Genomic DNA, 13849 nt, shown 5'->3' with positions numbered 1-13849 from the left:
TTTATTGCTGTTCACTTTCAAGCTGATTCAGTGGTATGCAAAAAGATATCACAGTACCTTCACCTACTGCGCTTATGATTTTGAGCCTGGCTTCATCGCCATAAATAAGGCGTAACCTTTTATCGATATTATGAATTCCGATTTGATTAAAGGAACCGCTACTACCTTTTTCTTTGTTTAAAAGTATATCCTTAATCCTATTGGGTTCAATGCCAACACCATTATCTTCTATTTTGATTTTTAAGAAAGTTCTATCCAGTGCCATCGCTATGATAACTTTCCCATCTGATTTTTTCGGTATGATACCGTGATAGATTGCATTTTCAACAAGGGGTTGTAAGATAAGTTTTGGAATCATAAAATGACGACAAGATTCATCCAACTCATAGGTAATATCGAACACTTTATTATAACGGTATTCTAAAATCTTGATATAACTGTCAATACACATTTTTTCTTCTTTAAGAGTTATAAATGTCTTATCAATAGACATATTGAATCTCAATAAACGATTAAAGGATGTTAATATTTCCAGTAACCCTTCTGTTTTATTTATTTTCAACAAATATTGCATAGTGTGTAGAGTATTATGAATAAAATGAGGGTTGATTTGGGAATGTAATAAATCTAATTTAAGCTCTACTGTTTCAACTTCTTTTTTCTTTTTATCTTCTTGCTCTAAATAAATCTGTTCAATGAGCTTTTGCTGTTCGGCCAACATATTATTATAGCCTTCAATAAGCGATCTTATCTCATCATGGGTTGTCGGTACCAATGGTTGTGGCCACTCTCCTGTAGCCAAAATATCCATAGATTCTTTTAGTAATAAAATTGGCTTTGTAATTCTTTTTGCAAATATAAAGGATGCTATAATAATAACGATGACACTCAAAAACCCAATAACATAGTAATATTTCAATATAGCATTTATGCCTGTTTTTAAATGATTATATTCCATGATACCTATAATTTGCCAATCAGAGTAGCTATCCAAGCCCTTTTTAATAAAATAAAAGTCCTTATCGTTAATATTTAAGATACCACTTTGACCGCCTAGTCTAATTATTTCATTTACTGATAGGACATCATCTCTATTGTCATCTTCAACTTTATAAATGACATTCCCCTCAGAGTCAACCACATACGCTGAATGAAACTCAGTTTTACAGGCATTTCTAAACGTCATAAATAAATAATCTATTTTTACATTGGTTAAAATTGTCCCTATCTCTTGATAATCATCCCTTGATAAATACATCTCAAAAAATGTTATGGTAGATTTGTTGCCTAGCTCAGTGTCAAATTTACTTGGAAAGTTTGTTGGTAATGAAAATGATGAGTAGACTCCTGAAGCCTTGAAGTCTTGATAAGCTTCATACTGATCAATTATTTCTTTGTATGGCGATATCATATAGAATGGATCATATATTTGATGATCTTTATCCATAAAGAATATAGAATTTATACCTACATCCGCATAAGCATAGGCTCTTGTTATTTCTGAAATAGCACGCATTTTCTCATACATACTTTCATAATTGTTTTCAGCAAGTAACAACCTTCTTTCCAACTCTTGGTTGTTAAGAACTCTTTCACTTAAGCTAAACACATTCTTTAATTCATCTTCCAAATCACTACTTATTATTTGAATTTTTTGATCTGCAATCGTTTTAACTTCTTTTAGCATGGCATTGGAAAATATAGTGATCGAAATAGCACCAAGTATAACAATGATACCAATAGTTAAAACTGTTATGAATAAAAAATACTTGTTTCTTAGATGTTTGATTCTCATTGTGCACCTCTAATAAGATACTCATCCAAAGCCTGTTGGGCAACATTTTGAGCTTCATCAAGGGCTGTTTTTGTCGGGATATTTAGAATCTCTACTTTCTCAGCTGCAATTCTTAAAGCTTCATATATTGCACCGCCTGTAGGATCGTACGTTATACTGGTTGTTTTTTTCATTTGTTCCATGGCCACTTTAAGATGCTCATTCTTCTCCATATAACTTTTAAATTCACTATGATCAATGACTGACATACGAATTGGCAAATACCCTGTCTCCATGGACCATTTGCCGGTCATTTCTTTACTGGTAAAATACTCAATCCATTCAAACGCCGCCATGGCTACTTCATCTTTCGTAAAAGTAGGAATACAAATCGTATGCGCATTATGGACACCAACCGGTTGACCTTCAAAGCCTTCCCAGTGAGGTTGCATTTGCGCTCCAATAATATTAAAGTCCAGTTCTCTTGCATCGCCTGCCGAACCTGTATAACCGGCAGCCCTTCCTTGTAATACATCGTCGATGGTAGCATACCAATATTGCCAACCTTCACCACCATAATGTACTTTCATGATTTGGTCTTCATGTATCCATTTTCGAAACTGCTCCCATGTATAAATCCAGGGCTCTTCGTTAATCAATACTTTCGTACCCTCCTCATTCAGTATCCTACCACCACGATTGATGGTGGCATCAATCAGGTTTTCTCTACCTTGCATTGGTTCCCAACCATATACCAGAATCTCGTCTTGTCCGGTAACGGTTAATCTCTCAGCTGCCTCTGCAAGACTTTCCCATGTTTTGAGATTGGCCTCACTAAGTCCTGCTTGCTTAAACAAATCTTTTCTATAATAGAGAATCTGCGTTGTCCCATATATGGGTAAACCATATATCTTTTCATCTACCGTAACTTGGGCTAGAAACTTAGGAAAAATATCTCTCAAATCAAAGTCCGGTCTTTGATCAATAAACATATTTAAAGATCTTAACCCTCCCTTTTTTGCAAAACTATACATTTGATAATCTTCTAAGAGAACAACGCCCGGTCCTTTACCTCTTGCAAGCGCAGCTTCAAGGGCCTTAGAAGTAACATCATAACTATCAAAAGACACACCTTTAATTATGTGTGTCTTTTGAATCATATTATATTCCGCAATAAATGCTTCCATTGCCTCTCCCTGTACGCCTGTTAAACCATACCAAAATTCTATTTCTAGAGGTTTGGGATTTATTATATCAACATTTTGATTTGGGCTTTTACAGCCGGTACTACTTAATAATATTCCAAGACATAAAACAAGACCAATTATGATTGATTTCATTTGAACCTCGCTTATACTTATCTACTCACACTCCGGTAATCGTAGATATCTTTGTGATTTTTGTTTATTAAGTATATATCAGCTGGAAAACATTGTCAATTTTTAGTTATTTTATTTAGTCTCAATACCGTCATAAACGCTTGTTGCCGTTGAAAACCACCTTTGGGGTCGAAGCGATTCTCACCAACGCCACCCATGATTTTGGTGTCAAACATATATCCAATATAGGGTTTGGCCCATTCAGATATGAGTGATCCATCTTCAAAAACCGGGAGTGTCGCTTCTGTCTCCATATTCAGTGCAGCGGCTGTCGCTGTAAGCATTTTTGCGGCTTGCTCTCTCGTAATAGGATTCTTAGGTTCAAAAGTTGTTTCTGAAGTACCTTCGACAATGCCTAGGGCATATGCTGCCAGTATATTTCTTCTAGATGTCTCTGTTAAGGCTGCTACGTCTTCAAAAGGTGATTTAGAAGGCATTTCCAAGTCCATTATATCCAAATAAGCTTCAATGGTCATACCCATTGTCACTTCAATACTCGTAATGGCCAGAGTACAAAACTCACTTCTATTAATGGTTTTTGCATAGTCCATTTGCAAAAAATTCGGTATCAAAGCGATGTTTTCTGCTTCTCTAACTTCAGTCACCGCCCATGATGCAGGGACATCCACAAGACCTGTGGCGGATTGTCTTAATACATTCTGGGTACTATGAAGTGCTTTATAAACACCATCTCTTCTACCACCTGTCCACAATGTGCCATCCGACTTTAGAACCACTTGGTGTTGATAGCCTACGGTCATATTGTAGACATCTGTTGTCCATATTACCGGAGAAGATAGATGCGTCATGCCTAAACCATAATTGTTGTTTTTACCCCATGTCCATATCGTGTAGTCATTTTTTATAACAAAAAAGGCAGTATCTCGTAAGGCCACATGCATGACATTCTCCATGATTTTCACCGGCTCAAGTATCGGTCCATTAATCTCTTTCGTACCATCAAAAAATCTTCCTTGATTGCCCCTACCGCACATCCACAATGTTCCATCCTTCTTAATAATCATCGTACTGGTCAAATCACCAACGACATACTCGACATTTTCCAATATTTTCACTGGTTGAAGCATCGGTTCTGTGTGTCCAACCCCTAAAGCACCGTACGTCGTGTTGCTAATATCGTTCCAACCCCATAACTCATCTGCTTCATTGATTAAAAATCGGTTATACCCCCCAATTGTTATGAATTTGACTTTGCTACTATGAAATACTGACTCAAACATGGTTTTGTTTAGTTGAAGAAGTGTCCCATCCGTTTTAAGAACAAAAATGAGTTGATTATTATACCCATCTAATGTGGCCATGGCAACACCCTCAAGGATTTTGATAGGTACTATTGTTTTTTTGTGACTTGGTAGCCTGCCCCAATACCATAATGTATCATCATTTTTAACGACAAGGACTGCATAACGGTTTACACTTATGCTTTTTACATCTTCTAGGAGTTGTTTTGGTTCCTCTATATACGCCAATTCGCTTCTAAGCAAGCCTTGGTCATTTTTTCCATATCCCCATAGACTTCCATCTTCTTTAACAAAAAAAGTTGTACCCCACCCTGCTGCTATGAAATTACTTTCACCCATAGCATGGACCTTTATATCTGTATTTACTGATAACGCTAGAGCCATAATCATAATCATAACTATGATTTTTTTCATCTATTTGCCTCCTCCTCTAATGATCTATTCTTATCATGGGTTCATCATGCCATATCTTATAGTCATATTTATATCATAGCTCTAAAAATGATTTTTCACAAGAAAAAGTCTGCTTTGATCCTTTCGGATACTTAGCAGACTTTTTCTCTGACTTAAACAACTATTGCTTTAGGCTTCGAATTATCTTGGGCATCTATAGATTTCTTCTTAATTATTTTGATAGTTCACTTGAGTGCCATCAAATATAAACATGGTCGTGTAGATTTTATCTTTCACCAGCGCCTCCCACGTATTTGGCTTATCCAAAATGATATCCAATCTACTTGTGACGTCATAACCTTCAATTTTGACATTTCGGGCATAGGAAGCTTGAGTTCCATCAAAGAAGATGATTATCTCTCCACCTTCATTGTTTGCTAAATTTTTTTCACTATAGGTTACATAGAATTTACCGTCTTTGTCGATGAACTGTTGCATATAACGGTTGGTATCTGATTCATCATCACTCACACGACTATAATCAATCGTCTTCTCCTTAGGATCATAGGTTAACATCGTTTTAGATACCTTGCCTGAATTCCAGTAGGCATTATAGCTATAATGATATTGATCGCCTTCTTTTACTAATGCGCTATCATATTGACCGGCACCATTTGGCATATCCTTCTTAGCATCTTCCCATGAATCTGCCATTAAATGTAGTGCCTGTTCAAGTTCAATATCGGCATTAATCATTTGCAAGGTACTAAATGTCATCATATCTCCTAAAAACGCAAAATCATCAATGTCTTCTCCTGCCTCTTCTAATACATTATAAAAATCTTCAAACTTGTTAGAAAGTTGCACTATACTTGCAAAATTATCTTCTTTTGTTACAGCTTCTTCCACTTGTGCTACAACTTCCATGGTATCTTGTATGAGCGTTTCATCTGTTAATGATTCAACGTTTTCTATTAAAGCACCTAGTCCTTGAGCTACCTCATCTTCTTTATTATTACCACATCCTGCAAATATAAAAACCAATAAACTAATCATACCTATCCATATACCATATTTTTTCATTTGTTTTTATGATGACTACGTCACCATATCTCCTTTCTTTTAGTCCGTCAAGTCTAATATGCCTGCATCATAAGACAAGGCCTTAAGGGCCAATATGCCTTGAATACAAGGTTCTTTATCTTCATAATGCTCACTTGCAAGAATAATCTCGCATTCAAAACCAATTAAGTAAAAAGCATAACCAGATGATTCCAACCGGATTAAGAACTGAGGCAACTTGTCTTGATCAATGGACGCCTCGACAATACATGCTATTTTAGACTTTTCTCTAACTTGCGATAGACAATGTTCAAGACTAGACCTTTCAGAAAAGCTCATAGAAACAACTGCGCTATTTCCTTCAATCTTTTTAAAAACAAAGAAGTATTGTCCCACAGCGTTTCTTTTTATTTCAAAAACAGCACGTTTCATTCTATACCCACCACCGGTTCATTATTTAATCGGATTAATAATCCATCTCTTGAAAGGTTACATTGTTCGGGATTTGGAAATATTTGTCGTCGACCTTATTTAAGATTTCAAATTTGGCTATGTTGTTTTCCATGACCAACAGGTCGCCAACCCACACTTCTGTCTTTATAGGACTACCAACCTCAGGTGAAAACCAATTTTTCATTATGGTATCTCCATCTTCCACTTCATAGTAAATGACCTCTTTACCATCTAATTGTTCGACTTTGGCTTCCAATAATATTTCATACTCAGAATCATAGAATCCAAGACCCTCTTCATAAAAGTCATCATACATTTCATCTTCCATTGAATCTTTCATTAAATAGCCCGTCGCTTCACCCTCCATGTATGAGTATGTCATGTCAATTCCGTCAACTTCTTTAGTTAAAGTAATTCCCACACCTAGCGGTGAAATAGACTTCATATACAGATCACCATTTTTGTTTTGAACCACTTCTATTTGCGTCGTCTGAATGTCAGAGCCTGTATACATTTTTGTTTCCATGATTGATTTATAAGCTATGTTATCAAAGAAATTACCTTCACCTTTAAGCTCAATACTTTTTAATAAATCTTCCCCTGTCAAACTAGAATCATAAGTAATCTTAGCCTTGCCTTTAACCTCTGACAAATCCATTACCTCTTCTTTATCTTCGTTCTCTTCCGTCTTTTCTTCTGTAAGCGCTTTGCTACTTTCTTCTGTATTTGCTGTTTCTTGGGTACTATTTTCTGAAACTGTGTTTTGTGTTGGTGTTTCATCTTTACCGCAACCTACCAAAAGTACGACTACAATCATGCATACAAAAACTTTAATCATCTTCATTTCTTTACCCCATTTCTAATAAAAATATTCATTTATTTACTTAATGGTTAAGGCGTCAAAACTATATAGTGAAACTTAGTTTTGACCCTTTAACCACTTTATGTTAGTCCCACCAAGATGGTGGATGTTCACCATCATAATGTGTTTCATGTTTAATCTCTTTGTACCCACCTAATTGATCAAAAATATCGATGCTTTCTTTTTTAAGCTCTGATAGTACATATCTTTTTCTGTAACCAGGTACTTCTTTTCCTTTAAGGCTTTCCTTCAAATAGCTATCGATTTGTACAAACTTACCGCTTTTTAAATCAATACTATAGTCATAGAAAGTATAATAATCATGAACGCCGCCCATTCCTAAATCCTGAAACGTGAATACAGCTTTGCCATCGTCTACGCGCCTACCTCTAAAGCCTAATGCTTCAAAAGCAAACCATTTCATATCTACTACTGAACTTCTATAGTGTTCTATGAGCTTAAGCTCCGGAATAATGGTTGTAAAGTAATCCGCATTAACATCACGAAAATAAAAAGCCTTCATGCTTTTTCCTGCTGCATTGCTGGCAGTACTTTCTATTAGTACTTGTTTCATTTCGCCACTTGTACTATATAGCTTAAGCTTTTCTTTAGTATCAAGGTTTATTAGCGCCATGGAGAAGGGTTCATCGATAAAAGTATTTCTAAATGCTTCCTGAAACTCTTTTTTATTTTCTTCATCATACAAATAGATAAAAAAAGTCAAATCCTTATAATCGACATCTGTAGGTTCAAAAAATATTTGATCCTCTATTGCTTCATAGGAAACGGCTTTGGCAACTTCCAATTTTTCGATAACGCCTTTTTCATTGTAAGATTCCCTCTTAATAACGATACCGTCTTTTATGGAAACCCATTCCTTTATTAGCTTATGACCATTTTCCACACGCATACTTTTTTCTATGTAGATAACTGGTTCATCTTCTATTGTACTTATCCTACAATCCACCACAAACATATCTTTTTCTAATAAAAAGGGATTGTGGCTTGGTGGGTTTATATCCAAAAAGACATCAAAGTATGAGCACATACCAAATTTTTTTACGTTTCTTTCTGTAGCATCTTGGTCTGAAGCTTCATCCATAGAATCCATAACTAACTCTGATACTTCATAGTGCATACCATGATCCTCACGGTAATACCTATACTGTTTGGCCATTGGATTGGTTAGGACTGCCTCATGAATATTTTTCCCTTTCAGATAAACAATACGTTCCTCTTCTTGCAGGCTGTAATTATATTCCCCAAAAAATTCTGTCCAATTATAGGTTTGTGTTTCATAAATGATCTTAAGTTGATCAAATCCTTTGTGGACAACAGATTGGAATAATTCCAAGCCTTTTAAACGTCCATCATAACTTAGTGTATCCTTTTCCAAAGCATGACTCAGCTTTTCTTCTACACTGTCTTCAACGTCTACAAAACCTAGTTCTTTAGACTTTTCCATCAATGCCTTATCCCAATTTGTCATTATTTCTGTCTTTGACTTCTCTTGGATTTTTAGTCTGTCGGCACTTGTTTCTTCTTGCTTAGTTGTATTATTAACCCCTTCATCACTTATCCCATCCTCTGTTTGTATATCTTCTTCTGAACTTGAATTAATTTGGCTAAGGGATGTCACATCATCCTTTAAAACCTCTTCTATCTCTTTATTTTCCTGATGCCTATCTGTTTTTGTTTCTATCTTGTCAGCATGCTCTTCCCCGCATCCTACCAACAAAAAACAAAGAAGTATAACAATTACCTGTTTGAATCTCATTTGCTCTCCTTCCTCTTGTACATCCTTTTTAATCCTCCTGTCTATTTTTTTATCTGCCTCTTTATCATTTTATTCTTTATTCTGTTGTTATTATAGTGCCATTTGTCCTATTTAAAGTCATTGCTTTTTGTATAGGTGGTCATTTTAAGTGACTTAGGTAGGCATTATCTTCTTGTACAAAAACTTCTAAAAATGAATTACCTTGAAAGCCTTAACTTAGAATGCTATAATGCATTCAATAATATTGCCAATAAAGAGGGGTTGTTTTAATGGAAGTATCTGAAAAACTTGCGATTGAAATCTTGACAATTTTTAGTTTTCATATTGTTTCTCTAATGCTTTTATTAGGTTTTAGCTTTTATATCTATTTGAAAGCAAAAAAAACACCCTTACTCTATAGCTATCTCATAGTTGTAATGATGTTACTTATTTGGATTGTTTCAAAACTGTTTAAAACCATCGCACCAACTCAAGACTTAAGATGGTTCTTTATTGTGACTCAATATGTTGGCGTTTGTTTTCTTGGTTATTTCATGTTGGTTTTTGCCTATATTTATCAAAAAAATACTGTTCCCTCTAAAAGATTACTGTTTTTTTTAGCTCTTTTCCCTCTTCTCGCTTTTGTAACTGTATTAACAAATCCTTTGCATATGGGTTTCTATTCATATTTTGACTTTTATAGAGATCGGTTTGGTCCTTTTTTCTATCCTATACAGATTTTTCAGTACCTTTATATTTTTATTGCTATTATATATTTATCAAAAAATTATACGCGCCAACCCGGATTTTTTGGCAGACGCATATGGGGAAGATTCTTTGCCCTTATTACGCTTCTACCCTTATTTACCAATTTTTATTATATACTTTTTAAGTTGGACCTTATGACTTGGATTTTTCCATTTCCAGTTTTTGATTTTACCCCTATATCCGGTTCTATTGCCATTGTTCTTTTTATGATACCGGCTCTGCGCTTTCGTTTTTTTGATCACTCACCCATTTCCTATTATCATATTTATTCTGGACTTCCTCAAGGTATTGTATTTATACATAGTTCTAAAGAATATATGTATGGTGCAAATCCTGCTTTTATTCAAATGTTTCCGGATTATACAGATGCCAACTCACTAAATACTTTCTATAAAAATTGTATTTTTCAAAAGAAAGATAAACATAAGCATTTACATGCCTTTTTAACGGATCAAAAAAGTATGATTCCCTATAGCTTAGAATTAGAGCCTTCTATTGTTTATGAAGTATCTAAAAAAAATATAGGAAAAAAACAATTTCTGATATGCTTTAAAGACATTTCTAATCTGGTCTCCAAACAAAACGCTTTATCGAATCAAAAGCATCAATTAACCCTTACCAATCATAAATTAGATACACTGGCTCAAAAAACAAAAGAATTAGCTATTGCAAAAGCAAAATCAAAAATAGCACAAAATATGCATGATATTTTAGGCCATAGCCTGACGGTTGTAATCGGCACAGCTGAACTTGCAGCAACAGACCAGCATCTTGAAGCCTCTCATCAAAAACTCATGCAAATTAGCGAGCTTCTTACCAACGGTTTAAATGATTTAAAAAACACTTTTATTAATGGAGAATCCTCATGGGGTACGACCTCACTCACCCATGCCATTCATTGTTTAAAAAACCAGAAAATCCAATTAGATTTTCTGGTTCAAGGGCAAGTATATGAACTTGATAGTCCTCAGACTGAGGCTGTTTTTCGTTTGTGTCAAGAAGCCATGACAAATGCAATCAAACATGGACAAGCCAAAAATCTACATATTGTTCTTCGTTTTGAACCCGCTTTCATCCATCTGTTTATTATTGACGATGGTAATGGATGTACTTCAATCATTAAGAACTATGGATTAAAAGGCATAGAAGAAAGGTTTTCATCTCTTGGCGGTCATGTTAACTTCGGTTCAGATGGGGTTCATGGTTTTAATATTCACGCTACATTACCAAAGTTCTATACCGATTCTATGATTATACAATCTGATTTTTGATTGCAAATACAGAGACTTGTGTTCGGTCAAGCAGTCCCGTCATACTCAGTATTTTAGAGACTCTATTTTTGATTGTACCTTCACTATAGTTGATGCTACTAGCAATTTCTTTGTTTGTCTTACCTTCAACAATTTGTCTGATAATCGCCAGGTCAATGGCATCAAATACACAATCATCTATTTCTAACTTCTCAGATGAACACCTAAGTCCCAATGAACTATGTATAGAAATAGTCTCATAAACAGCTTTATGAAAGATAACCATATCATACTGAAGACATTTAATTGCTAAAACAAGGGCCTCCGGCTTCATGTCTTTGACCAAATACCCATCAGCGCCGGAGCAACAGGCCGCCGATATATTTTTTGAATCTTCAAAGGTTGTTAACATGACAACTTTAGTATTTGGTAGACTGGATTTTATCTCTACTAAAGCTTCAATACCAGTTTGAACAGGCATCTGAATGTCCAGCAATACCATGTCCGGTTTATATTTTTTTGTCATTTTTACAGCTTCTTCTCCATTAGATGCTGAAGCAACAATTTCAATCTCATGGTCTTTCTTTAGCATCTCTTCTAACATGGTTCGAAAAAGCAGCTGATCATCTGCCAATAGAACTCTCATTTTACAAAACCCCCTTTTGATTTGAGAACAATTCCTTGATTGAATCTCGAACATCTTTATATATCTCTCTTAAATAGTCTGCAACATCATGAATCGCTTTATGATATTCTTGCATCGTATTGTAATGTGTTTTTTGAATATAATGTACCTGAGTCACCATTTTCTCTATTTTTACTATGAGGTTTTTTTGAACTTGATCCACCAATTCAAGCCTTACTTTTTCACTTTCCAAATTATTTGTGATTGCTACTGAATCCCTAAGCTTTTTATTGGCCAACGCCATATAGGCTATTTGATCTTCCAGTTTTTTCTCCACTTGTTTTTGATCGGTAACATCATAAACAACCATGGCATTTCCAATAAAGGTATCTTTACTCATAATTGAAGAAAATGTAACTAAAAATGTCTTTTCTGAAATCTTAAGTATGATTTTAATCGGTCTTTTTTTACCTTCTTTTATAAGGCTTTCTTTTATGGAAATGAAGTCAAAGTCTTTAGTCGTCTTTACAATCCTATTAAGAATTTCATCTATATGGGTATCGTTTCCAAAAATGCTTTGATAAGCCATCGGATGGTTTAACTCTACGACAACCCCATGATGATCAATAATGACAGCCAAATCATCCATTGAATAGAACACTGTTTTTAAGTCCGTTGATTGATCGACAAAATATTCTTTCTTTCTTATTCGATTCACTTTAACCAACAAATATATGATCATGAGTCCATAAAAAATAACACTCAAATACCGAATCAGCCTCTTAAAAAAAACATCAATAGGTAAACCAATTGTCACGGTATCCATCATTTGCAAGATTAATATTGTTATACCCACTATCGAAAGGATATTTAGATTCGGAAAACCCATCTCTTTTACCTTTCTAACCTTGTACCAAATGAGAAAACAGGTCCATACCACGATTAATGTCAATAATAATCCCACCTGAAATATTATATTCTTATCTAAGACCATCAACCGCTTCACTTCCTTAATTATAAATTCAACTTCCTATTTATTGGATTTCTATAAGTAGATTAGACTAATGTGCTACCAAGAATATAGAAATCATCTGAGAAAGATGAGTTCTTAATCACCATATGTTAATCCAACCGCTTCACCGGTTTTGACCAAATCATCATCCCGTGTAACCAGCTTAAGCTTTGCTGCCATTTCTTCAAGAGGTGTTGCTCTTAGTTTATTGTTTACAATAGAAACCGTATTGCCATAATCCTCTTCTGCAATCAGTCTTGCTGCATAGGCACCTAGTTTGGTGGCTAATACCCTATCATAAGCAGATGGAGAACCGCCCCTTTGTTGATGTCCGGGGATGGTGACCCTTGTTTCTAAGCCCAGATTGGCGCTGATTTGTCTTGCCAAACGGTAAGAAACTGTTTGATCCGCCATTTCTTCTCTATAACGTTTAAAATCCTTTTTACTCATAGCCGCTTCTGCCTTGTTAACAGCACCTTCTGCCACGGCAATGATTGAAAAGTCTTTGCCTTTTCTACGTCTTTCTTCAAGTGCTTCATATACTTTCTCTTCACTGTATGGAATCTCCGGTATCAATACAACATCGGCGCCACCCGCAATACCTGAAAATAAAGTCAACCATCCGGCTTTATGTCCCATAAGCTCAATCAACATAACCCGGTCATGAGAATCCGCTGTTGTATGGATTCGATCGATCACCTCTGTAGCAATGTCAACCGCACTATGAAACCCAAATGTCATTTCTGTACCATAGATATCATTATCAATGGTTTTTGGTAAACCAATAATATTTAAGCCTTCTTCTCTTAGGAGATTAGCATTTTTGTGGGTGCCGTTACCACCGATGGTCACCAAACAATCCAACTTTAATTGATTGTAGTTTTTGACCATATTGGCCACTTTATCAATTCCGTCTTCTTCTATTTTTCTCATTTGTTTATAAGGCGTTCGATGGGTCCCAAGAATCGTACCACCTCGTGTCAATATACCTGAAAAATCATGAGAAGCCATAACTTTATAATCGCCATCAATTAAGCCCTTATATCCACCTTTAATCCCAATAATCTCACAATCCAGCAAATCATAAGAAGCCCTTGCAACACCTCTAATGGCTGCATTAAGACCTGGACAATCTCCGCCGCTGGTTAAAATACCTATTCGTTTTTTCAATTCTACCACTCCTAATCCTTATGAACTTGATGGGTTTGTGTTATACACTATTATCATGATACCATATCCCTCTTCATGACAAA

Annotated in this window: 11 protein-coding genes; 1 reads left to right on the top strand and 10 read right to left on the bottom strand. The window is 35.3% G+C overall.

Annotated elements, in window-relative coordinates; genetic code table 11:
- Position 1: 1 nt before the first annotated feature.
- The 7 genes from P0N36_RS05280 to P0N36_RS05250 all read right to left on the bottom strand — a co-directional run bounded on the left by P0N36_RS05280 (position 2) and on the right by P0N36_RS05250 (position 8962).
- Entirely contained in the window at positions 2 to 1795 is a 1794-nt protein-coding gene (locus P0N36_RS05280; protein ID WP_275841796.1) for a sensor histidine kinase, read from the bottom strand.
- On the bottom strand, positions 1792 to 3114 hold the full coding sequence (locus P0N36_RS05275; protein WP_275841795.1) for an extracellular solute-binding protein: 1323 nt from the start codon (positions 3112 to 3114) through the stop codon (positions 1792 to 1794). Before P0N36_RS05275 ends, P0N36_RS05280 begins: the two co-directional genes overlap by 4 nt.
- A gap of 95 nt (positions 3115 to 3209) precedes the next feature.
- Positions 3210 to 4829, bottom strand: coding sequence for an S-layer homology domain-containing protein (locus P0N36_RS05270; RefSeq protein WP_275841794.1), 1620 nt, complete (start codon positions 4827 to 4829; stop codon positions 3210 to 3212).
- 207 nt (positions 4830 to 5036) lie between these two features.
- On the bottom strand, positions 5037 to 5864 hold the full coding sequence (locus P0N36_RS05265) for a hypothetical protein (RefSeq protein WP_275841793.1): 828 nt from the start codon (positions 5862 to 5864) through the stop codon (positions 5037 to 5039).
- A gap of 66 nt (positions 5865 to 5930) precedes the next feature.
- Positions 5931 to 6302, bottom strand: a complete 372-nt coding sequence (locus P0N36_RS05260) for a hypothetical protein (protein WP_275841792.1) — start codon at positions 6300 to 6302, stop codon at positions 5931 to 5933.
- Between the two features lie 34 nt (positions 6303 to 6336).
- Positions 6337 to 7167, bottom strand: coding sequence for a hypothetical protein (locus tag P0N36_RS05255; protein ID WP_275841791.1), 831 nt, complete (start codon positions 7165 to 7167; stop codon positions 6337 to 6339).
- A gap of 103 nt (positions 7168 to 7270) precedes the next feature.
- Entirely contained in the window at positions 7271 to 8962 is a 1692-nt protein-coding gene (locus tag P0N36_RS05250; RefSeq protein WP_275841790.1) for a hypothetical protein, read from the bottom strand.
- A gap of 269 nt (positions 8963 to 9231) precedes the next feature.
- Here P0N36_RS05250 and P0N36_RS05245 point away from each other — a divergent pair, with 269 nt between their 5' ends.
- Entirely contained in the window at positions 9232 to 10980 is a 1749-nt protein-coding gene (locus P0N36_RS05245; RefSeq protein ID WP_275841789.1) for a sensor histidine kinase, read from the top strand.
- Here the strand turns inward: P0N36_RS05245 and P0N36_RS05240 are convergent.
- The 3 genes from P0N36_RS05240 to P0N36_RS05230 form a co-directional block, all read right to left on the bottom strand.
- Positions 10961 to 11605, bottom strand: coding sequence for a response regulator transcription factor (locus P0N36_RS05240; RefSeq protein WP_275841788.1), 645 nt, complete (start codon positions 11603 to 11605; stop codon positions 10961 to 10963). The two genes, P0N36_RS05245 and P0N36_RS05240, sit on opposite strands and share 20 nt — an antisense overlap.
- A 1-nt stretch (position 11606) precedes the next feature.
- A complete protein-coding gene (locus tag P0N36_RS05235) occupies positions 11607 to 12536 on the bottom strand; it encodes a hypothetical protein (RefSeq protein ID WP_275841787.1) in 930 nt (309 codons plus the stop codon).
- Between the two features lie 156 nt (positions 12537 to 12692).
- Positions 12693 to 13766: a 6-phosphofructokinase gene (locus P0N36_RS05230; protein ID WP_275841786.1), complete on the bottom strand. Its 1074-nt coding sequence runs from the start codon at positions 13764 to 13766 to the stop codon at positions 12693 to 12695.
- Between the last annotated feature and the right edge of the window lie 83 nt (positions 13767 to 13849).

Source organism: Petrocella sp. FN5 (assembly GCF_029210395.1).
Taxonomy (GTDB): Bacteria; Bacillota; Clostridia; order Lachnospirales; family Vallitaleaceae; genus Petrocella.
The sequence above is the reverse complement of the archived record's forward strand: the minus strand, read 5'-3'. Positions and strand labels throughout refer to the sequence as shown.

What these genes read in the sequence shown, in the direction of transcription:
- P0N36_RS05280 (WP_275841796.1), bottom strand. Translation starts at nt 1,795, where the DNA reads ATGAGAATCAAACATCTAAGAAACAAGTATTTTTTATTCATAACAGTT.
- P0N36_RS05275 (WP_275841795.1), bottom strand. Translation starts at nt 3,114, where the DNA reads ATGAAATCAATCATAATTGGTCTTGTTTTATGTCTTGGAATATTATTA.
- P0N36_RS05270 (WP_275841794.1), bottom strand. Translation starts at nt 4,829, where the DNA reads ATGAAAAAAATCATAGTTATGATTATGATTATGGCTCTAGCGTTATCA.
- P0N36_RS05265 (WP_275841793.1), bottom strand. Translation starts at nt 5,864, where the DNA reads ATGATTAGTTTATTGGTTTTTATATTTGCAGGATGTGGTAATAATAAA.
- P0N36_RS05260 (WP_275841792.1), bottom strand. Translation starts at nt 6,302, where the DNA reads ATGAAACGTGCTGTTTTTGAAATAAAAAGAAACGCTGTGGGACAATAC.
- P0N36_RS05255 (WP_275841791.1), bottom strand. Translation starts at nt 7,167, where the DNA reads ATGAAGATGATTAAAGTTTTTGTATGCATGATTGTAGTCGTACTTTTG.
- P0N36_RS05250 (WP_275841790.1), bottom strand. Translation starts at nt 8,962, where the DNA reads ATGAGATTCAAACAGGTAATTGTTATACTTCTTTGTTTTTTGTTGGTA.
- P0N36_RS05245 (WP_275841789.1), top strand. Translation starts at nt 9,232, where the DNA reads ATGGAAGTATCTGAAAAACTTGCGATTGAAATCTTGACAATTTTTAGT.
- P0N36_RS05240 (WP_275841788.1), bottom strand. Translation starts at nt 11,605, where the DNA reads ATGAGAGTTCTATTGGCAGATGATCAGCTGCTTTTTCGAACCATGTTA.